Below are 19456 nucleotides of genomic sequence, written 5' to 3' on the forward strand. Positions count from 1 at the left end.
TCTTGACGCCTGAACTTATATGCACTGTGAGGTAGTTTCTCAAATTTTGCAAGAATCAATACAATTTTCACGTTTTTTGTCGCTTGTGTTGCGCATTGACGTCGCAAAGAGAAAGGGCGGCCGATGGGCCGCCCTTCTCCGAAGCTTCATCAAGCCCGTCAGTTCGTGCAGGGGATGGGGGTTTCGATGACCTCCGCGCCGCGGCGTGTGCGCACCGTGCAGCGGGCGGCCTCCGGTTCCGGTTCTTCCACGACCTGTGCCTGCAGCCCGAGCAGGCGACGCTGGTCGACCTCGATCACTTCGGAAAGGGACTCGTCCAGCGCCCCCACGAGAGACAGAGCGAGACGTCCGGTTGATTGAGCCTGTGCAAGGGCTGCCACCTCTTGCGGGGTGGCGGATACGGTCACTGTGCGGGCGATGCGGGCCTCCATGTTGTCCATATCGGCGTTCTGGTCCACGGCGATGATCTTCATTCGGGTTTCGATCAGTTTGGTCACCTCGCCCGAGGAATCCCCTTCTGTCCGCATATTTCCCTTGCCGATTGAGCCGGTCCAGTAGACATCGACCAGATCCCCTGGCCGCAGGAAGCCCGACACACCGCTCGTCGCATCCACCTTGATGGCAAAGGCGCGCATGCCCGCATCGAGGCGCGAGGTGATGCCCGCGTCCTCGCCGGGTTTGGTCACCTTCATCGAAAGGATCACCTCGCGTTCTATCATGCTGCGCAAGACTTCACGCTCCATCCCGGCCCCGGCGATGAACAATTGCTCGGGCTTGGTGAATACGCCTTCTGGTAGGGCGGTCTTGGGATAGGCCACGAGGCGCACATCTTTTTCGCGCAAGGCTTCGCCAAAGGCGAGCGGGCGCGCGGCGACATAGACGTCGACCGTTTCGATATTGGGCGCGCGCTGCTGACGTTCGATGGCCAGCTGTCGCTGATACCCGTCGATATAGGTTTTCGCCATGTATGCGGCAAAGCCCGCGAGCCCGAGGCCCAGAACCAGTACCAATCCGAATACCATACGCATGGTGTATCCCTCTCGTATATTGGAGGCGCCTGCCGAAACGACGTGCCCTCATGGCATTTTGATAGCGTCGCAATGTGGCGAAATGAGGGAAGTGCGTTGGCCTTATCGTGCCGGACGCCTGGTATTGCGAAAGCAAATGACCGCAGAGCCAAGGGGTCTGCGGTCATCTGTGGTCTTGTCAGACTGTGGTCATCCGGGGCGTGTCACGCGGATTGGTGGCCGCCCTGATGCACCATGGGGCTATTAGGGTCCCGGTGCCGGTGCCGGAGCCGGTGCCGCGCCGGTGAAGCCGAGCGAATCGGGCGCTGCGACTGTGATACCACCCACTTCGTCACCGATTGAGGTGGCGAGCGTGCCGATGCCGTTGTTCACGGCGGTCACGCCGGCGATGCCCAAGCCCACGACTGCTGCGGTCAGCACGACCCAGTCAACCGTAACGGCGCCGTCTTCGTCTTTCAGGAAGTTTTGGATAAAGGTGTTCATTTTGGTCCCTCCAAAGGATCATTTGCTCAGTTGTCACATCCACCCCGGTTTTGGACCCGTTCATTTTTAATGGCCCGCTGCCGGCGTGGTGTAATTGCATATAGCCAAGCAAATCAGGCGGGATTTTGGCGGTATTAAAGCCATTTTCGTGAAGTTTAAGATTTTCGGTAGAATTTCGGCAACCATATGAAATTAAACAAATAAAAAAATACCACCGTAACTATAAACACGCATAGGGTGCAGAATGTGGCTTTAAATCGCCAGATCATTGCTCGCAATCAAAGACAATACTGGCGTTGTGCATCGATTTTTGCGATCCTTTCACCAATTAATCAGAGGCAGAATCCTGTCATCAATTAATCAGAGGCAGAGCAGAGCCCAGATGAAGAACCTGATCCTGACTGTGGTGGCGATATGCCTTCTGGCGGGTCATGACGCACGGGCCGAGGATGCGCCTGCTTTTCCGGACTTCACCTTCAAGCGCGAGAAAGCCCCGAAGCCCGGCGAGCGGCGCAAACCGCTCGTGCAGATCACGCCTGAGGATAACGCGGGTGCGGTCCGACCCGCACCCAAGGCGGATGCGCCACCTCAACAGGCGCGTCACGCCTGGTTCTGGGAGGCGGTGCCGTGGCAGATCGATAGCGACGCCACTTCGCGCCTCGCGGCAGCCACGAAACACCTGTCTCGCCCGCCCGAGGGCAAAGGGGTCGCTGCCCCACGCCTGCAGGCAATCCAGCAGGTGGCGCGAGAGAATGGTGCGCATATCCTGCGCGCTACCATTGGTACCCGCGTCTCGCCTGCCCTCGTCCTTGCCGTGATCGCGGTCGAATCCTCGGGTACGCCCGAGGCCGTCAGCAGCGCAGGCGCGCAGGGTCTCATGCAGCTCATGCCCGCCACTGCGGCACGGTTTGGCGTTACCGATGTGTTCGAAGCCGGAGACAACATCAAGGGCGGGGTTGCCTATCTCGATTGGCTGATCGGGGAATTCGGGGGCGACGTGCTGCTCGCACTTGCAGGCTACAACGCGGGTGAGAACGCAGTGAAGTCGCATGCGGGCGTGCCGCCCTTCGCCGAAACGCGTGATTACATCCCCAAGGTGCTTGCGGCCTATGAGGTGGCGCGCGGACTGTGCAAGACGCGGCCGGAGTTGATCACCGACGCTTGCGCCCTGACCCTCGCGTCGAATTAGACGGCCCGACCCCGAAGGACCGGGCCAGCCCGTCAGTTGACGATGGTCGCCTCGGTGGCGGCGCGAATCTCGTCCTCGGTCACGCCCTCGGCGGTCTCGACGATCTTTAGCCCGCCCTCGATCACATCCAGAACGCCCAGGTTGGTGATGATCCGGTTGACCACCCCGGTGCCTGTCAGCGGCAGCGTGCATTCTGTCAGCAGCTTGCTGTCGCCATGCTTGTTGGTGTGGTCCATCACCACCACCACACGGCGCACGCCTGCGACCAGGTCCATCGCGCCGCCCATGCCCTTCACGAGCTTGCCGGGGATCATCCAATTCGCCAGATCGCCGTTCTCGGCCACTTCCATCGCGCCGAGGATCGCCATCGCGATCTTGCCGCCCCGGATCATGCCAAAGGACATGGCGCTGTCGAAGTAGCTGGTATGGGGCAGTTCGGTGATGGTCTGCTTGCCCGCGTTGATCAGGTCGGGGTCCTCGTTGCCAGAGACCGGAAACGGCCCCATGCCGAGCATCCCGTTTTCCGATTGCAGCGTGACCTGCACGCCCTCGGGTATGTAATTGGGCACCAGCGTCGGGATGCCGATCCCGAGGTTCACATAGGTGCCGTCCTCAAGCTCCTTTGCCGCACGCGCGGCCATCTGATTGCGATCCCAGGGCATGATCAGGCCTCCCTCACAGTGCGTTGTTCGATGCGCTTTTCATGTTCGCCCTGAATCAGGCGATGCACGTAGATGCCGGGCATATGGATATGATCGGGGTCCAGCGCGCCGGGCTCGACGATCTCCTCGACCTCCATGATGCAGGTCTTGCCGCACATCGCGGCGGGCGGATTGAAATTGCGCGCGGTCTTGCGGAAGATACAGTTGCCGGTGGTGTCGGCCTTCCACGCCTTGACGATCGAAAGATCGGCGAAGATGCCGCGCTCCAGGATATAGGTCTCGCCGTCGAACTCCTTGTGTTCCTTGCCTTCGGCGATCTGCGTGCCGACCCCGGTCTTGGTGTAGAACCCCGGAATGCCGCAGCCACCGGCGCGCATGCGCTCGGCCAGCGTGCCTTGCGGGTTGAATTCCAGCTCCAACTCGCCGCTGAGATATTGCCGCATGAACTCGGCGTTTTCGCCGACATAGGACGACATCATCTTCTTTACCTGCTTGGTCTGCAAAAGGATGCCGATGCCGAAATCGTCGATGCCTGCGTTATTGGAGGCGAATGTCAGGTCCTGCGTGCCAGCCTCCTTGATCGCCTGCAACAGTAACTCGGGAATGCCGCAGAGGCCAAAGCCGCCCGCCGCAATCGTCATCCCGTCGAACAGCAGCCCGTCCAGCGCCTCGGCCGCTGAGCCATAGACCTTCTTCATCGCGAAACTCCTCCTGAAGTTTGATCGTCCCCGGTATCAGGCGGATCACGGGGTGGAGTCAACGCGGGGCAGCGGCGAAATGCCACGAAATAGGGATTACTACGTAGCCGTTGCAAGGAGCCGCTTTCTTGCAAAGAACGCGGACCGAAATCCTTTCAAGATTTCGGGCGCGCCCGGCGTCAGCCGGTCTTCTTGTGGGCGGCTGGCTTCTTGGCGGCAGGCTTTTTCGCCGTCTTGCGCGGCTTTCCCTTCTTCGCCGACTTCTCGGCGATGAGTTCGACCGCCATGTCCGGCGTCACATCAGCGGGCTGCACGTCCTTCGGAAGCGTCGCATTGACCTTGCCCCATTTGACATAAGGGCCAAAGCGCCCGTCCATGATATGGATCGGGCCGCCTTCGCCCGGATGCTCGCCCAAATCGCGCAACGGTTTGGCCGCGCCGCGTCCACGCCCACCGGGATTGGCGCGCTTTTCTGCGAGCAGTTCCACAGCCCGGTTCATCCCGATCTCGAACACATCCGCCGGATCCTTGAGATTGGCATAGACCGGTTTCGCGTCCTCGGGGCCCTGATGCATGATATAGGGGCCGAAGCGCCCGAAATTCGACTTGATTGTGCCGCCCTCGGGATGCTCGCCCACCTCACGTGGCAGGCTGAGCAGCGTCAGCGCCTTTTCCAGCGTCATTTCTTCGGCTTTCCAGCCCTTGGGCAGGCTGGCGCGCTCGGGTTTCTTGTTTTCTTCTGTCGCCTCGCCGCGTTGCACGTAAGGGCCGAACCGGCCAGAGCGCAGCGAAATCTCGTTGCCGTCCTCATCCTCGCCCAAAATCCGGTCGCCGTTTTCCGCCGCATCGCCGCCGATGGGGCGGGTGTAGCGGCATTCGGGGTAGTTGCCACAGCCGACGAACCCGCCCGAGCGCGAGGTCTTGAGGTGCAACTGCCCGGTGCCGCAGAGCGGGCATTGGCGCGGGTCGCCGCCATCTTCGCGGGGTGGGTAGAGCGTCGGGGCGAGCGCGTCGTCGAGCACGTCGAGCACCTCGGAGATCCTCAGTTCCGAGGTCTCGGCGATGGCCGCCGAGAAATCGCGCCAGAACCGGTTGAGGATGTCCTTGTAATCCGCCTCGCCTGCGCTCACGCGGTCGAGGTCTTCCTCGAGATTGGCGGTGAATTCATAACCCACATACTTGCGGAAGAAGTTGATCAGGAAGATCGTGACGATCCGTCCCTTGTCCTCGGGATAGAGGCGGTTCTGCTCCTTGCGCACATATTCGCGGTCCTGAATCGTGCCGAGCACGCTGGCATAGGTCGAAGGGCGACCGATGCCCAGCTCTTCCATCTTCTTGACCAGCGTCGCCTCGGTATACCGGGGCGGGGGCTGGGTGAAATGTTGCAGGCTTAGGACGGATTCGTTGTCCGACATCACGGCGGCGGTCGTCTCGGCCCCGTCCTGCGCCTTGGCGAATTCAGGACGCAGCGAGGACTTGGCGAAGACCGCCTGGTCGCCCTGCATGATCTGCGGCAGGCGGCGGTCGTCATCGTCGCCCACGACGTCGTCGCGGCCCTCTTCATAGACCTTGAGAAAGCCGTCGAAGAGCATGACCTGCCCGGTGGCGCGCAAGCCCACCTGACCGTCGTCGCTGCCGATCTCGACTGTCGTGCGTTCCAGCCGGGCGGCGGCCATCTGGCAGGCGAGGGTGCGCTTCCAGATCAGATCATAAAGCTTGCGCTGATCTGCGTCGGTGCTCTTGATCTTGCCCGCGTCGCGCGTCATCTCGGTCGGGCGGATGCATTCATGTGCTTCCTGCGCGTTCTTGGCCTTGTTCTTGTACATGCGCGGGCTTTTGGGCAGATAGTCCTCGCCGAAGCGGTCCTTGATCGCGTCGCGCGCCGACATCACCGCCTCGGGGGCCATGTCGATGCCATCGGTTCGCATATAGGTGATATAGCCCGCCTCATAGAGGCGCTGCGCCGCGCTCATGCATTGCTTGGCGCCCATGCCGAACTTGCGGCTGGCCTCCTGTTGCAGCGTCGATGTCATGAACGGGGCCGAGGGGTTGCGCGTGCCGGGCTTGGCCTCGACCGAGGTGACTGTCAGAGCGCGTGAGGCCACGGCCTGCACGGCCATTTCGGCCTGCGTCGCGTTCTCCAGATCGAATTTGTCGAGCTTCTTGCCCGCGAGTGTCACCAACCGCGCCTCGAACTCCTGACCGCGCGGGGTGGCGAGCAGCGCCTTCACGGACCAGTATTCACGGGCGTTGAACGCCTCGATTTCCATCTCGCGCTCGACGATGAGGCGCAGGCAGACCGACTGCACGCGCCCCGCCGAGCGCGCGCCGGGCAGCTTGCGCCAGAGCACCGGGGAGAGGTTGAAGCCGACGAGATAATCAAGCGCGCGGCGCGCCAGATAGGCCTCGACCAGCGGCGCATCGACTTGCCGGGGGTTCTTCATCGCCTCGGTGACGGCGGTCTTGGTGATCGCGTTGAACACTACGCGGCTGACCGGCGTGTCTTTCTTGATGGCCTTACGTTTGCGCAGGGTTTCCTCGAGATGCCAGCTGATCGCCTCGCCCTCGCGGTCGGGGTCAGTGGCGAGAATGAGGGCATTGTCGTCCTTGAGCGCGTCAGCGATGGCCTTGACGTGCTTGCGGCTGTCAGCGCCCACTTCCCATGTCATGTCGAAGCCGTTCTCGGGATCGACCGAGCCATCCTTGGGCGGCAGGTCTCGGACGTGACCATAGCTTGCCAGAACCGTATAGCCGTCGCCCAGATACTTGTTGATCGTCTTGGCTTTGGCGGGCGATTCGACAACGACAACGGGCATGGGCACTCCTTCCGACTCAGGTCGCAGCTTATGGCGGCGCAACATGTGGGCTGGCAAGGGGAATTGTCAATGTGACCCTTGTGACCTGCCGACGCGGGGTCAGCGGGCGAGGGAGAGCAACCCGCCGGGTTGGCGGGTGATCCGGCCGTCGAGTTCGAGATCGACCAGAACCGGGGCGACGCTACGCGCGGGGGCGCCGAGGTCGCGGATCAACTTGTCCTCGGCCAGGGGCGAGGGACCGAGGCGCTGCAGGATCTGCTGGTGCAGCGCGGCGGTGTCGCGCAGGCTGCGGGCGGGGGGCTCCGGGGATGTCTCCAGCGGAATTTCGACTTGTGTTTCCTGAGGCTTGTCAGATGGCAATGCCTCGATCACGTCGGCGGCGCTGCGTACCAGTGTGGCCCCGTCGCGGATCAGCATGTTGCACCCGCTGGCGCGGGCGTCGATTGGATGACCGGGCACGGAGAGCACCTCGCGGCCCTGATCGAGAGCGGTGCGCGCGGTGATTAGGGACCCGGATTTAGCGGCGGCCTCGACCACGACCACAGCATGTGCCAGACCACTGATCAGGCGGTTGCGGCTGGGGAAGTGGCGGGCCTGGGGGATGAGGCCAAGGGGCTGTTCCGAGAGGCGCAGGCCGGTCTTGAGAATATCGGCGGCAAGGGGGGTGTTTTTTGGGGGTAGATCACGTCGGCGCCGCCGGCCATGACGGCCACGGTGCCGCCCTTGAGGCTGGCGAGATGGGCGGCGGTATCGACGCCGCGGGCGAGGCCGGAGACGATGGTATAGCCATGTTCCGACTGCTCTGCCGCGAGGGACCGGGCCATGCGGGTGCCGAGCGACGAGGCGTTGCGCGCGCCCACGAGGACGATCATCGGGCGGTCGAGCACGGCAAGGTCGCCCATCACCCAAAGGAAGAGCGGGGCGTCGGGCAGATCGCGTAAGGCCTTGGGATACCTAGCATCCGTGCAGGTTAGCATCGTCGTGTCTGCGGTTTGGCCTGCGCGCAAGTCGCCCTCGGCCACGCCGGTGGGCGGGGGATGTAGTCGGTGACATCGGCGGCGCGGGCTACCTCGGGCAGGGCCTCGAGGGCCGCCTGGGCTGTGCCGTGTTCGCTGAGGAGACGGTTACTCGGGCTAGGACGAGAGGCCCATGTGGCGCAAATGACGAATTCCTCCTCGCCGAAACTGCCAAGAACCTTCGGAAACTGGCAAAGATCTAGCCTGCGCCTCCGTAAACGCGAAAAGCCTGACCAGAAAGGCACTCGCGCTCGGTTCAAAGTACCACTTTCTACACCAGCAAGGCGTTGTTTTCCGTAGAACCTGTGGACTGCTGGCATTCGCTGCGCGACGCACAGATGTCCGCAACATCAAATCAACTACCGCCGGTGATAAACCTCACTGTCGATTTCCTATAACACGGAATGGCTCCGGCAATCAGTGAGGGCTTTGTGCACCAAGGTCATCAATATTCCATACTGCTGCCAAAATATCATGAAATTGGACTAGGATGGCTCAAGACAGGATCAGATGATTATGGAATATTTTTTTGAGGTGGGGCATAGTTTTCTGCGAAATGTAGAAAGCACTATCTCTGCAGTATATAACCCGAATCACCGGATTTTCATTGTCTACCTGATGTCGTCGGTCATAATCGCCTACGTCATTTATAAACGGGCAAAGTCGCGGGCGATTTTGGATGAAGAGACCTTTTTGCGGTTTTTGTTTCCAAAGAAGGTCTGGAATCATCCTTCCGCTTGGCTCGATTTGAGGTATTTTTTCTTTCATAGCTTTTTTGGAAAATTCCTAATTCTTGGCCTGACTGCTTGGGCAACAACGCTGACCTTCCGCTGGGCTTCTGGCGGCATTCCGATTACGCAGGCGACCAGTCAAAGCACTATATCGGCCGGTGCTGGCATTGCGATTTCGTTTGGTTTCATGTGTGTCGCCATGCTCATTTCTGATTTTCTGGCTTGGTCCTGTCACTATTTGCAACATAAATCGCCCTTGCTGTGGCAGTTTCACAAAGTCCACCACAGTGCAGAGGTCATGCATCCCGTTTCTAACTACCGTGAGCACCCGATAGATAATGTGTTCTACAATACCGTGCTTGGTGCAGGGTATGGCGTTATCTTGGGTGCGGCTTTACGCATTTTCGGCTACATGCCCAGCATGCCGACGCTTTTGGGTGTGCCGCTGTTGATGCTGGCGTTCAATTTGGTTGGCTACAACTTGCGCCACAGCCACGTGTGGTTGCGCTGGCCCGGCATTCTGTCGATGATCTTCCCATCCCCTGCGCACCATCACGTGCACCACAGCTCGCACCCCGATCACTTAGACAAAAACTTCGCGTTCATGTTTCCGATCTGGGACGTAATCTTTAAAACGTACCATATGCCTGAAGATAATAGGGATGTAACTTTCGGGATCGGTGACGGTAACGCAGAAGATCTGACGTCGTGCGTCCGCCTTTACTGGGTGCCGTTCCGGGATGCCTTTCGCATCATGATGGCTCAGATCAAAGGCGTGCCGTTTAACATGTCCAAGCCTAAGCCGGTGCAGGACAGAAAAACACACCCTGCCGAATGAGCGGCGAAACACTGTAAGAGCCGATCTGCAAACTGTTTACATTCGATCGAGTAACTGACGAAATGCATGATAGCCAATGTTCGTGGCTTGTTTCAAAGACACGGATGCCTCCGGTTTATTGGGACAAGATTGGCATATTGGCCATGTCTTGCAAGACGAAGGCCGATCCTACAAGGGAAATGGCAGTTCGTTTCAACTGTGCGATCTTTACGTCATTTCACGAGAAGCGGACATGAAACCGATTCAAAATTGGTGTGAGATGCTGCATCGTAGCATGTGGCCTGTACCCTTTGATAAACTCGGGATTGAATTCAGTATGACCGACAAGCACATCAACTGGCTTGGTAAGATCAAGATGGCGGAACCATCGATACGCAAGGTTGAGATGAATCTTTTCGCAAAGTCGGCGCGCCGACCGAATACCAATAATGTAACCAACGAGCAGCATCTGGATCATCATCTCCGGGTCAACCGAAGGCCGCCCCGTGGAGCTGTAGAAGGGCGCGAGATGTTGGCGGATACCGGACAGATCGACGGACCGGTTGACCGAGAGAAGCATGTGGTCTGGCGGAACATGTCCTTCGATCGAGAACTCGTAAAGCAGTGCGCCTTGTGTGTCTTGCCGCGGTCCCATCATAGACATGCAGTTCCGCCAACCCTAACGAAAGTGAATCAGCGATCAGCGGGGCAATCAAGCAGAGCTTTTCAACAGAATAGGCCCTCACCGGGCATTCGCCGCTGCCACACGAAAGGCCTCTGTCGGGAAACTACCCAAACTTTGCGAAGGTTACTATCTGCGCCTTGGGACCATTCCCGCAAGCGGCAGCATGCCGCGTTCCACCCCCTAAGCCGCCGATCCCCCGACCGTCAGACCGCCGATCAGCACCGTGGGCTGGCCGACGCCGACGGGCACCCATTGGCCCTGCTTGCCGCAATTGCCCATGCCGGGGTCGAGGGCCATGTCGTTGCCGAGGCCCCGGATCTGTTGCAGAGCCGTCGCGCCGTCGCCGATGAGGGTGGCGCCTTTGACGGGGGCGCCGATCTGGCCGTCTTTGACGCGGTAGGCCTCGGTGCACGAAAAGACGAACTTGCCGTTGGTGATGTCGACCTGCCCGCCGCCGAAGCCGACGGCATAGATGCCGTCCTTCATCTCGGACACCAGATCGCCGGGGGTGGCGTCGCCTCCGAGCATGTAGGTGTTGGTCATGCGCGGCATGGGGGCGTGGGCGTAGCTCTCGCGGCGGCCGTTGCCGGTGGCCTCTACCCCCATCAGGCGGGCGTTCTGGCGGTCCTGCATGTAGCCCACAAGGATGCCGTCCTCGATCAGGACATTCCTGGCCGAGGGGGTGCCCTCGTCGTCGATGGTGAGCGAGCCACGCCGATCCGGGATAGTGCCGTCGTCAAGCACGGTGACGCCGGGGGCGGCGATGCGTTGGCCCATGAGACCGGCGAAGGCGGAGGAGCCCTTGCGGTTGAAATCGCCCTCGAGCCCGTGGCCGATGGCCTCGTGCAGCAGGATGCCGGGCCAGCCGGGGCCTAGGACCACGTCCATCACGCCTGCGGGGGCGGCTTCGGCGGAAAGGTTCACCAGCGCGATGCGCAGCGCCTCTCGGGTCTTGGCCTGCCAGTCGGCGGGCATCAGCAGGCCGTCGAGGCCGATGCGCCCGCCGCCCCCGGCGCTGCCGTTCTCGCGGCGGCCGTCCTGTTCGACGATCACCGAGACGTTGACGCGGGTCATCGGGCGAATATCGGCCACTTGCGTGCCGTCGGGGCGCAGGATCACCACCTCTTGCAGTGAGGCGGCGATGGAGGCGGTGACCTGCACGACGCGGGGATCGAGATCGCGGGCGAAGGCGTCGATCTCGCGCAATGTATCGAGCTTGACCGGGAAGGCGGCCCCGGCAATCGGGTCATCGTCGGTATAGAGGTGGCGGTTTGTGCGGGCGGGGGCCGCCGACAAACTGCCGCCGCCGTCGCCCACGGCGAGGCGGGCGGTCTCGACCGCGCGCTTGAGGGCGGCGTCGTTCACTTCGGAGGAATGGGCGTAGCCGGTGACCTCGCCGCGCACGGCGCGCAGGCCGAAGCCTTCGGAGGCGTCGTAGGAGGCGGTCTTGACCCGGCCATCGTCGAAGGTGAGCGCCTCGGCGCGGCGGCGTTCGAGAAAGAGCTCTCCGTCATCGGCGCCGCGCGTGGCCTCTTGCAGGTGCGACAGCGCCGCATCCCGGTCAAGCAGGCTGTCGAAGGGGCGGAAGGCGGTGTCAGTCATGGGGGCGCGTCCTATATGGTGGCGGGGTGCGGGGGCCGTGCGAATTTGATCCAGATCAAAAAAGCGTCCGTTTGCCGCAATGCTCTTTCTTGTCGTTTGCGGCAGAATATGGTTTTAGACAGCACCAAGACAACGGGATTCCGCCGCGTGCGGCGCAAGACCTGCCACAAAGACATGAACCGCTTCAACCGATCAGGGTGTAAAATGCGACTAACTTCCAGCCTTCTGGCCGTTCTGGCCGCCCTTTCCACCCTTCCTGCCGCGGCGCAGGAAGGTCTTGAGATCGTCGGCAAGCCCGAGCAGGGCAAGATGGGCTTTCAGCCGGCCGCGACCGAACTGGCGCGCGATCTGCAATGGCTGGACGGGATGATCAACGTGATAATCATCGCCATCGTGCTGTTCGTGACCGCGCTGCTGGCGCTTGCGGCGGTGCGGTATAACCGTCGCGCCAATGCGACCCCGGCGAAGTTCACCCACAATTCACCGCTGGAGATTGCCTGGACGATCATCCCGATCGTCATCCTGGTGTTCATCGGGGCGTTCTCGCTGCCGATCCTGTTCAAGCAGCAGGAAATCCCCGAGGGGGATATCAACATCAAGGTCACGGGCTATCAGTGGTACTGGGGCTATGAGTATACCGATCACGAGTTTGCCTTTGACAGCTACATGATCGGGTCGCCGGCAACCGGGGGCGACAATCGCCTGACGCCCGAGGTCGAGGAGCAGCTGGTCGAGGCGGGCTATAGCCGTGACGAGTTCCTGCTGGCGACCGATACCGCCGTGGTCGTGCCGGTGGGCAAGACCGTGGTGATGACCGTGACCGGTGCCGACGTGATCCATAGCTGGACGATCCCCGCCTTCGGCGTGAAGCAGGATGCGGTGCCGGGGCGTCTGGCGCAGCTGTGGTTCGAGGCCGAGAAGGAAGGTGTCTATTTCGGCCAGTGTTCGGAGCTTTGCGGGCAGGCGCATGCCTATATGCCGATCACCGTCAAGGTGGTGAGCGAAGAGGCCTATCAGCAGTGGCTCGACGGGGCGATCGAGGACTATGCCGGCACGCCGCGTGCGCGCCAGGTGGCTGCCGCCGAGTGACATGAGCCGGGCGCGGCCCTTGGGGCGCGTCCGAAATGACCCCGCCGGGCGGGCGCGCCGATGCGCCGCCTGACAGGAGACCGAGATGAGCGATGCCAGCGTGAACACAGCCAGCCAAGCCCCCGCCGCGCAGACCGGCGATGCGGGGTTCGGGGATTTCTTCGCGCTTCTGAAGCCGCGGGTGATGACGCTTGTGGTGTTCACCGCGCTGGTCGGGTTGCTGGCCGCCCCCGTGGCGGTGCATCCGGTGGTGGGGCTGGCCGCGATCCTCTTTATAGCCGTGGGTGGCGGTGCGGCTGGCGCGCTCAACATGTGGTGGGAGTCGGACATCGACGCGGTGATGAAGCGCACCGCGAAGCGCCCCATCCCGGCGGGCAATGTGAGCCGTGACGAGGCGTTCGGGTTCGGCATGACGCTGGCGGTTTTTTCGGTGGTGATGCTGTGGCTGGCCACCAATGCGCTGGCGGCTGCGATCCTGGCCTTTACCATCTTTTTCTACGTGGTGATCTACACCATCGGCCTGAAACGCTGGACGCCGCAGAATATCGTGATCGGGGGCGCTGCAGGGGCGTTTCCTCCGATGATCGGCTGGGCCGCCGCGACCGGCACGGTGAGCATCGAGTCAGTGCTGATGTTCGCGCTCATTTTCATGTGGACGCCGCCGCATTTCTGGGCGCTCGCGCTGTTCATGCGGGGCGACTATGACACGGCCGGCGTGCCGATGCTGACTGTCACGCATGGCCGCAAGTCGACGCGGCTGCATATCCTCGTCTACACGGTGCTGCTGGCGATCATGGCGATCGGGGCCGCGTTCACCGGCATCGGCGGGCCGGTTTATCTGGGCGTGGCGCTGGTGTTCAACGCGCTCTTCCTGCGCGACGCGGTGGCGATCTGGCGGCGCGACGAGGATCAGGCGGAGGCCGATAATTACCGCGTCGAGAAGCGCGCGTTCCGGCTGTCGCTGTGGTATCTCTTCGCGCATTTCACCGCCATTCTGGCCGAGGCTGCGCTGTCGGGCTTTGGCCTTGGGGGCTGGGCATGAGTTTTCGCGAGGAACATGAGCTGCACAAGCGGCGGTTTGGCCGCAATCTTGGCCTTGGTCTGGTGCTGGCGGGGTTTGTCGCGCTGATATTCGGCCTGACCGTGGCCAAGGTGACCGATGACGATTTCATGGTGCCGACGCAGCAGCAGGAGGGGAACTGATGGCGCTTGATCCGAAGATCAAGACATTGACCCAGACCGTGGGTGTGGTGGTTCTGATGGGCGGCCTCGCCTGGGCGTCGGTGCCGTTTTATGACTGGTTCTGCCGCGTCACCGGATTTGGCGGTGTGACCGGCGTGTCAGAGGTGGCGAGCGACGAAATCCTCGATCAGACCATCAAGGTCCGGTTCGATGCCAGCCGCGAGCGCGGCATGCCGTGGGAGTTCAAGCCGGTCGAGCGCGAGATGGAATTGCGCATCGGCGAGACCGGGCTGGCGTTCTACGAGGCCTATAACCCAACCGACCGCGTTGTCGCCGGATCGGCCAGCTACAATGTCGCGCCTTACGATGCGGGCGGCTTTTTCACCAAGATCGACTGTTTCTGCTTTGAAGAGCAGGTGCTGCAACCCGGCGAGCGGGTGCAGATGCCGGTGACGTTCTACGTGGACCCGGCGATTGTCGACGATCGCGAAGGGCAGTATATCCACACGATCACGCTGGGCTATACGTTCCACGAGATCGACCTGCCCGAGACAGACCAGCAGGCGGCGCTTGAGCCTGCCAAGAAAACCGATAAAACCCTGAACTGAGCCTTCGACGAGGGATAAACCAAGATGGCACACGCGAAAAACCACGATTACCACATTCTGCCCCCCTCCATCTGGCCGCTGCTTGGCTCGCTGGCGGGGTTTGTCATGCTCTTCGGGGCGGTTCTGTTTTTCCACGATCACGGGCCCTGGATGCTTTTGGCCGGTCTGGTCGGTGTGCTCTACGTGATGTTCGGCTGGTGGGCCGATGTCGTGCATGAGGGCGAGACCGGCGATCACACCCCGGTGGTGCGGATCGGCCTGCGCTATGGCTTCATCATGTTCATCATGTCCGAGGTGATGTTCTTTGCGGCGTGGTTCTGGAGCTTTTTCAAGCATGCCATGTACCCGATGGGCGAAAACTCCCCGATGGTCGATGCGATCTGGCCGCCTGCCGGGATCGAGACGTTTGATCCGTGGCACCTGCCGCTGATCAACACGCTGATCCTGCTATGCTCGGGCTGTGCGGCGACCTGGGCGCACCATGCGCTGGTGCATGAGGACAACCGCAACGACATCAAGTGGGGCCTGATCATCGCGATTGCGCTGGGCGCGATCTTTACCGTGTTCCAGGCCTATGAATACAGCCATGCGGCGTTCGGCTTTTCGGGCAATATCTACGGCGCCAACTTCTTTATGGCCACCGGCTTTCACGGCGCGCATGTGGTGATCGGCACGATCTTTCTGTTTGTCTGCCTGATCCGGGTGATGAAGGGGCATTTCACGCCCGAGCAGCATGTCGGCTTTGAGGCGGCGGCGTGGTACTGGCACTTCGTCGATGTGGTCTGGCTGTTCCTGTTCGCCGCGGTCTACGTCTGGGGCGGCTGACGGGATTTCGCGCGTCGCGCGCGAGTATTTTTGGCAAGATGAAGATGCGGGGGGATTTGGCCCTCCCGCATTTTCCTTTTGAGAGGGACCCATGCGAAAGAGTGTTCTGGTGCCGCTGATCTTTGGCATTGCCGGTGTGGCGGTGCTGGTGTCGCTGGGCAAGTGGCAGGTCGAGCGGCTGGCCTGGAAAGAGGGTGTGCTGGCCGAGATCGAGGGCCGGATTTCCGCCGAGCCGGTGCCGCTGCCCGAGGGGGTGGAGCCGGAGGCCGACCGGTATCTGCCGGTTCAGGCGGCGGGTGAGATCGGCGCGCGGGCGTTGCGGGTGCTGGTCAGTCAGAAGCAGGTCGGCGCGGGATACCGGGTGATTTCGGCCTTCGAGACCGAGGGGCGGCGGGTGCTGCTGGACCGCGGGTTCGTCAAGGTGGCGGGCGAGATCCCCGAGACCGAGGGCGCGGTGCGTGTTGTCGGCAACCTGCACTGGCCTGATGACCGGCTGAGTTCGACACCCGAGAACGATGTGCCGGGCAACATGTGGTTCGCCCGGGATATCGCGCAGATGGCGGAGGTGCTGGAGACCGAGCCGCTGATGATCATCGCGCGCGAGGCGTCGCCGCCGGAACAGGGCGTGACGCCGCTGCCGGTAGACACGAGCGGGATTCCGAACGATCACCTGAGTTACGCGATCACGTGGTTTTCGCTGGCCGCCATATGGGCCGCGATGACCGGGTTTTTCATCTGGCGGATGCGCCAGCCAAGGGAAGGGCAGCAGCGGTGAAATACATCTCGACGAGGGGCCGTGCGCCAAGCTTGAGCTTTGAAGAGGCGATGCTGACCGGGTTGGCGCGCGATGGCGGGCTGTACCTGCCCGAGAGCATTCCGCAGATGAGCGCCGAGGATATCCGCGCGCTGCACGGGGTGAGCTATGAGGAGGCCGCGTTCCGGGTGATGCGGCCGTTCATCGGCGATGCCTTTACCGATGACGAATTTCACGAGATCATCGCGCGGGCCTATGCGGGGTTTGGTCACGCGGCGCGGGCGCCGTTGAAGCAGCTGGATGCTGGGCATTTCCTGTTGGAGCTGTTCCACGGCCCGACGCTGGCGTTCAAGGATTTCGCCATGCAGCTGATCGGGCAGATGTTCGAATTCTCGCTCAAACGCTCGGGCAATCGGGTGAGCATTGTGGGTGCGACCTCCGGCGATACCGGGTCGGCGGCGATCGAGGCGTTTCGGGGGCTTGATGCGGTGGATGTGTTCATCCTTTATCCGCATGGCCGGGTCAGCGAGGTGCAGAGGCGGCAGATGACGACGCCGGGTGAGAGCAATGTGCATGCGCTGGCGATTGACGGGCATTTCGACGATGCGCAGGCGCGCGTGAAGGACATGTTCAACGATTTCGAATTCCGCGACGGGGTGCGGCTGGCCGGGGTGAACAGCATCAACTGGGCGCGGGTGCTGGCGCAGGTGGTGTATTATTTCACCTCTGCGGTGAGCCTTGGCGCGCCCGATCGCAAGGTATCGTTCACCGTGCCGACGGGAAATTTCGGGGATATCTTTGCGGGCTATATCGCGCGGCGCATGGGGTTGCCCATCGACACGCTGGTGGTGGCGACCAATCAGAACGACATCCTGCATCGCTGTCTGAGCAGTGGGGACTATCGGCCCGACGGGGTAATCCCGTCGATCAGCCCGTCGATGGATATTCAGGTGAGTTCCAACTTCGAGCGCGCGCTCTATTATGCCTATGGGCAGGATGGCGGGGCCGTGGCGCAGGTGATGGACGAGCTTAGGGCCGGGGGGTTCTCCGTCAGTCAGGGCGCGTTGCAGGCTTTGCGCGAGGCGTTTGAGAGCGGGCGCTGTGACGAGGATGCGACGCGCGCCGCGATCCGGCAGACATGGGATCGCACCGGCGAGTTGCTCTGTCCGCATAGCGCGGTGGGCCTGCATGTGGCCGAGGACCATCGCAGTGCGGACGTGCCGATGATCACGCTGGCCACGGCGCATCCGGCCAAGTTTCCGGCGGCTGTCGAAGAGGCGAGCGGCATTCACCCCCCCTTGCCCGAGCGTATGGCGGACCTGTATGAGCGGGATGAGCGCGTGACGCGCATTGCCAATGACCTTGGCGCTATCGAAACATTGATCAAGGAACGGATCACGCATTGAGTGTAGAACTGACCACGCTGCCGAACGGATTTCGCATTGCCAGCGAGTATATGCCCGGACTGGAATCGGCGGCTATCGGTGTCTGGGTCATGGCGGGCGCGCGCCATGAGCGGGCCGAGCAAAACGGCATCGCGCATTTTCTGGAGCATATGGCCTTCAAGGGCACCAAGCGGCGCAGCGCCTTGCAGATCGCCGAGGCAATCGAGGATGTGGGCGGCTATATCAACGCCTATACGAGCCGCGAGGTGACCGCCTATTATGCCCGCGTGCTGAAGGACGATGTGCCGCTGGCGATGGATGTGGTCGCCGATATCCTGCGCAATCCGGTATTCGATCCGCGCGAGATCGAGGTGGAGCGCGGTGTGATCCTGCAGGAGATCGGGCAGGCCGCCGACACGCCCGATGACATCATCTTTGACTGGTTGCAGGAGCAGGCCTATCCCGATCATCCGCTGGGCCGCACCATTCTGGGCGCCGAGGCGCGGGTGCGCGGCTTTGGCAAGCCCGATCTGGAGGGGTTCGTCGATCAGTATTACCGGCCCGGGCAGATGGTGCTGGCGGCGGCGGGTGCGGTGGACCATGACGCCTTGGTGAAGATGGCCGAGGCGACCTATGGCGACATGATCCCGAGCGACACGATCGAGCCGCCCAAGGCGCAGTTCGCGGGTGGCGAGACGCGGCATGTCAAGGATCTGGAGCAGGCGCATTTCGCGCTGGCGTTCGAGAGCCCAGAATACGGGCATCCCGATATCTATACCGCGCAGATCTATGCCTCGGCGCTGGGCGGGTCGATGTCATCGCGGCTCTTTCAGGAAATCCGCGAGCGGCGCGGGCTGTGCTATACGATCTTCGCGCAGGCCGGGGCCTATGCCGATACCGGCATGCTGACGATCTATGCGGGCACCTCCGAGGATCAGATGGGCGATCTGGCGGGGATCACGGTGGACGAGATGAAGCGTGCGGCTGAGGATATGAGTGACGCGGAGGTCGAGCGGGCGCGGGCGCAGATGAAGGCGGGGCTGCTGATGGGGCTGGAAAGCCCGTCTAACCGCGCCGAACGGCTGGCGCGGATGTTGCAGATCTGGGGCCGGGTGCCCGACCTGCCGGAAGTGGTGGAGCGGATCGACGCGGTGACGCTGGCGGATGTGCGGCGTCTGGCCGAGCACACGGTGACGCGCGCGCCCACGGCGCTGGCGCTTTACGGTCCGGTGTCGAAATCGCCGACGCTCGACAGCCTCAATGCGAGGCGCGCGGCCTGATGTTGCTCTTGCCACGCCGGAAGCTCAGGATCGAGACCGAGCGTCTGACCCTGCGGCAACCGGCGATGAGCGATTTCCGGGACTGGAGCGGCCTGCGCGCGCAGAGCGCCGATTTCCTGATGCCGTGGGAGCCGGCATGGGCCGCCGATCATCTGGCGCGCAAGGGGTTTTCCAACCGGGTGTTCTGGGCGCAGCGGTCGATCACCAATGGGTCGGCGTTGCCGCTGTTCCTGACCCGGCGCGACGATCAGACCCTTCTGGGGGCGATCACGCTGGATCATATCCGGCGCGGCCCGGCGCAGGCGGGCACGCTGGGCTATTGGATCGGGCAGCCGCATGCGCGGCAGGGTTACATGGGCGAGGCGATTGCGGGGGTGGTGCATTACGCCTTTGACCGGCTGGACCTGAGCCGGATCGAGGCGGCCTGCCTGCCGGAGAACCACGCCTCGCGCGGGTTGCTGGAGAAATGCGGCTTCAAATATGAGGGGGTCGCGCAAAGCTATCTGCAGATTAACGGGCGCTGGCGGACCCATGTTCTTTATGCCGCGCTGCGCCCGGACCGGCGCGGGCGGACGGATGTGGGATAGGGGGTTGGCGGGCCTGAGC

General features: G+C 62.2%; 17 protein-coding genes and 2 pseudogenes. 11 read left to right on the forward strand and 8 right to left on the reverse strand.

Features of this window, described 5'->3' with window-relative positions:
- Positions 1–158: 158 nt before the first annotated feature.
- Positions 159–1028, reverse strand: a complete 870-nt coding sequence (gene cpaB / locus PVU19_RS01420; protein ID WP_050664002.1) for a Flp pilus assembly protein CpaB — start codon at positions 1026–1028, stop codon at positions 159–161.
- A 243-nt stretch (positions 1029–1271) separates the two neighbouring features.
- A complete protein-coding gene (locus PVU19_RS01425; protein ID WP_050664001.1) occupies positions 1272–1511 on the reverse strand; it encodes a Flp family type IVb pilin in 240 nt (79 codons plus the stop codon).
- Positions 1512–1893: 382 nt separating this feature from the next.
- Between PVU19_RS01425 and PVU19_RS01430 the strand changes: the two genes are divergently transcribed.
- Positions 1894–2700 (forward strand): lytic transglycosylase domain-containing protein, encoded by an 807-nt coding sequence (locus PVU19_RS01430; protein WP_050664000.1) that lies wholly within the window; start codon positions 1894–1896, stop codon positions 2698–2700.
- Positions 2701–2732: 32 nt separating this feature from the next.
- Here PVU19_RS01430 and PVU19_RS01435 read toward each other — a convergent pair whose 3' ends face one another.
- From PVU19_RS01435 to dprA, 4 genes and pseudogenes are all read right to left on the reverse strand, one after another.
- On the reverse strand, positions 2733–3362 hold the full coding sequence (locus PVU19_RS01435) for a 3-oxoacid CoA-transferase subunit B (RefSeq protein WP_050663999.1): 630 nt from the start codon (positions 3360–3362) through the stop codon (positions 2733–2735).
- A gap of 2 nt (positions 3363–3364) precedes the next feature.
- The gene (locus PVU19_RS01440) at positions 3365–4060 is read right to left on the reverse strand and encodes a CoA transferase subunit A (protein WP_050663998.1); all 696 of its coding nucleotides are present in this window, start codon (positions 4058–4060) and stop codon (positions 3365–3367) included.
- Positions 4061–4239: 179 nt separating this feature from the next.
- Positions 4240–6876, reverse strand: a complete 2637-nt coding sequence (gene topA, locus PVU19_RS01445; protein WP_050664015.1) for a type I DNA topoisomerase — start codon at positions 6874–6876, stop codon at positions 4240–4242.
- Between the two features lie 99 nt (positions 6877–6975).
- Positions 6976–8038 (reverse strand): annotated as a pseudogene (gene dprA / locus PVU19_RS01450) (DNA-processing protein DprA).
- A 364-nt stretch (positions 8039–8402) separates the two neighbouring features.
- Between dprA and PVU19_RS01455 the strand changes: the two are divergent.
- Positions 8403–9461, forward strand: a complete 1059-nt coding sequence (locus PVU19_RS01455) for a sterol desaturase family protein (RefSeq protein ID WP_274789867.1) — start codon at positions 8403–8405, stop codon at positions 9459–9461.
- Positions 9462–9804: 343 nt separating this feature from the next.
- Here the strand turns inward: PVU19_RS01455 and PVU19_RS01460 are convergent.
- Both PVU19_RS01460 and tldD read right to left on the reverse strand, forming a co-directional pair.
- Positions 9805–10098: pseudogene (locus PVU19_RS01460) on the reverse strand (transposase); the annotation flags it as partial.
- Positions 10099–10305: 207 nt separating this feature from the next.
- Positions 10306–11727, reverse strand: coding sequence for a metalloprotease TldD (gene tldD / locus PVU19_RS01465; protein ID WP_050664209.1), 1422 nt, complete (start codon positions 11725–11727; stop codon positions 10306–10308).
- 204 nt (positions 11728–11931) lie between these two features.
- Here tldD and coxB point away from each other — a divergent pair, with 204 nt between their 5' ends.
- The 9 genes from coxB (at position 11932) to PVU19_RS01510 (ending at position 19437) form a co-directional block, all read left to right on the forward strand.
- Positions 11932–12816, forward strand: a complete 885-nt coding sequence (gene coxB, locus PVU19_RS01470; protein WP_050664210.1) for a cytochrome c oxidase subunit II — start codon at positions 11932–11934, stop codon at positions 12814–12816.
- Positions 12817–12901: 85 nt separating this feature from the next.
- Complete coding sequence (cyoE, locus tag PVU19_RS01475) at positions 12902–13858, forward strand: heme o synthase (RefSeq protein WP_050664211.1); 957 nt, start codon at positions 12902–12904, stop codon at positions 13856–13858.
- Complete coding sequence (locus PVU19_RS01480; RefSeq protein ID WP_050664212.1) at positions 13855–14019, forward strand: hypothetical protein; 165 nt, start codon at positions 13855–13857, stop codon at positions 14017–14019. The genes cyoE and PVU19_RS01480 overlap by 4 nt, the downstream gene beginning before the upstream one ends.
- Positions 14019–14606 carry a cytochrome c oxidase assembly protein gene (locus PVU19_RS01485; RefSeq protein WP_050664213.1) on the forward strand — a complete coding sequence of 196 codons (588 nt, stop codon included), beginning with the start codon at positions 14019–14021 and terminating at the stop codon, positions 14604–14606. The genes PVU19_RS01480 and PVU19_RS01485 overlap by 1 nt, the downstream gene beginning before the upstream one ends.
- A gap of 24 nt (positions 14607–14630) precedes the next feature.
- Positions 14631–15431 (forward strand): cytochrome c oxidase subunit 3, encoded by an 801-nt coding sequence (locus PVU19_RS01490; protein WP_050664214.1) that lies wholly within the window; start codon positions 14631–14633, stop codon positions 15429–15431.
- A 91-nt stretch (positions 15432–15522) separates the two neighbouring features.
- Complete coding sequence (locus PVU19_RS01495) at positions 15523–16206, forward strand: SURF1 family protein (RefSeq protein WP_050664215.1); 684 nt, start codon at positions 15523–15525, stop codon at positions 16204–16206.
- Positions 16203–17591 carry a threonine synthase gene (gene thrC, locus PVU19_RS01500; protein WP_050664216.1) on the forward strand — a complete coding sequence of 463 codons (1389 nt, stop codon included), beginning with the start codon at positions 16203–16205 and terminating at the stop codon, positions 17589–17591. Before PVU19_RS01495 ends, thrC begins: the two co-directional genes overlap by 4 nt.
- Entirely contained in the window at positions 17588–18850 is a 1263-nt protein-coding gene (locus PVU19_RS01505) for a M16 family metallopeptidase (protein ID WP_050664217.1), read from the forward strand. Before thrC ends, PVU19_RS01505 begins: the two co-directional genes overlap by 4 nt.
- Positions 18850–19437, forward strand: coding sequence for a GNAT family N-acetyltransferase (locus tag PVU19_RS01510; protein ID WP_050664218.1), 588 nt, complete (start codon positions 18850–18852; stop codon positions 19435–19437). The genes PVU19_RS01505 and PVU19_RS01510 overlap by 1 nt, the downstream gene beginning before the upstream one ends.
- The last annotated feature ends 19 nt before the right edge of the window (positions 19438–19456 follow it).

Origin of the sequence: Roseovarius tolerans, assembly GCF_028885395.1 — a bacterium.
Lineage (GTDB): Bacteria > Pseudomonadota > Alphaproteobacteria > Rhodobacterales > Rhodobacteraceae > Roseovarius > Roseovarius tolerans.

Coding starts and splice junctions, on each gene's coding strand:
- PVU19_RS01510 (WP_050664218.1), top strand. CDS start 18,850: ATGTTGCTCTTGCCACGCCGGAAGCTCAGGATCGAGACCGAGCGTCTG.
- cpaB (WP_050664002.1), bottom strand. CDS start 1,028: ATGCGTATGGTATTCGGATTGGTACTGGTTCTGGGCCTCGGGCTCGCG.
- PVU19_RS01490 (WP_050664214.1), top strand. CDS start 14,631: ATGGCACACGCGAAAAACCACGATTACCACATTCTGCCCCCCTCCATC.
- tldD (WP_050664209.1), bottom strand. CDS start 11,727: ATGACTGACACCGCCTTCCGCCCCTTCGACAGCCTGCTTGACCGGGAT.
- PVU19_RS01480 (WP_050664212.1), top strand. CDS start 13,855: ATGAGTTTTCGCGAGGAACATGAGCTGCACAAGCGGCGGTTTGGCCGC.
- PVU19_RS01435 (WP_050663999.1), bottom strand. CDS start 3,362: ATGCCCTGGGATCGCAATCAGATGGCCGCGCGTGCGGCAAAGGAGCTT.
- coxB (WP_050664210.1), top strand. CDS start 11,932: ATGCGACTAACTTCCAGCCTTCTGGCCGTTCTGGCCGCCCTTTCCACC.
- PVU19_RS01495 (WP_050664215.1), top strand. CDS start 15,523: ATGCGAAAGAGTGTTCTGGTGCCGCTGATCTTTGGCATTGCCGGTGTG.
- PVU19_RS01440 (WP_050663998.1), bottom strand. CDS start 4,060: ATGAAGAAGGTCTATGGCTCAGCGGCCGAGGCGCTGGACGGGCTGCTG.
- PVU19_RS01455 (WP_274789867.1), top strand. CDS start 8,403: ATGATTATGGAATATTTTTTTGAGGTGGGGCATAGTTTTCTGCGAAAT.
- PVU19_RS01430 (WP_050664000.1), top strand. CDS start 1,894: ATGAAGAACCTGATCCTGACTGTGGTGGCGATATGCCTTCTGGCGGGT.
- PVU19_RS01485 (WP_050664213.1), top strand. CDS start 14,019: ATGGCGCTTGATCCGAAGATCAAGACATTGACCCAGACCGTGGGTGTG.
- topA (WP_050664015.1), bottom strand. CDS start 6,876: ATGCCCGTTGTCGTTGTCGAATCGCCCGCCAAAGCCAAGACGATCAAC.
- cyoE (WP_050664211.1), top strand. CDS start 12,902: ATGAGCGATGCCAGCGTGAACACAGCCAGCCAAGCCCCCGCCGCGCAG.
- PVU19_RS01425 (WP_050664001.1), bottom strand. CDS start 1,511: ATGAACACCTTTATCCAAAACTTCCTGAAAGACGAAGACGGCGCCGTT.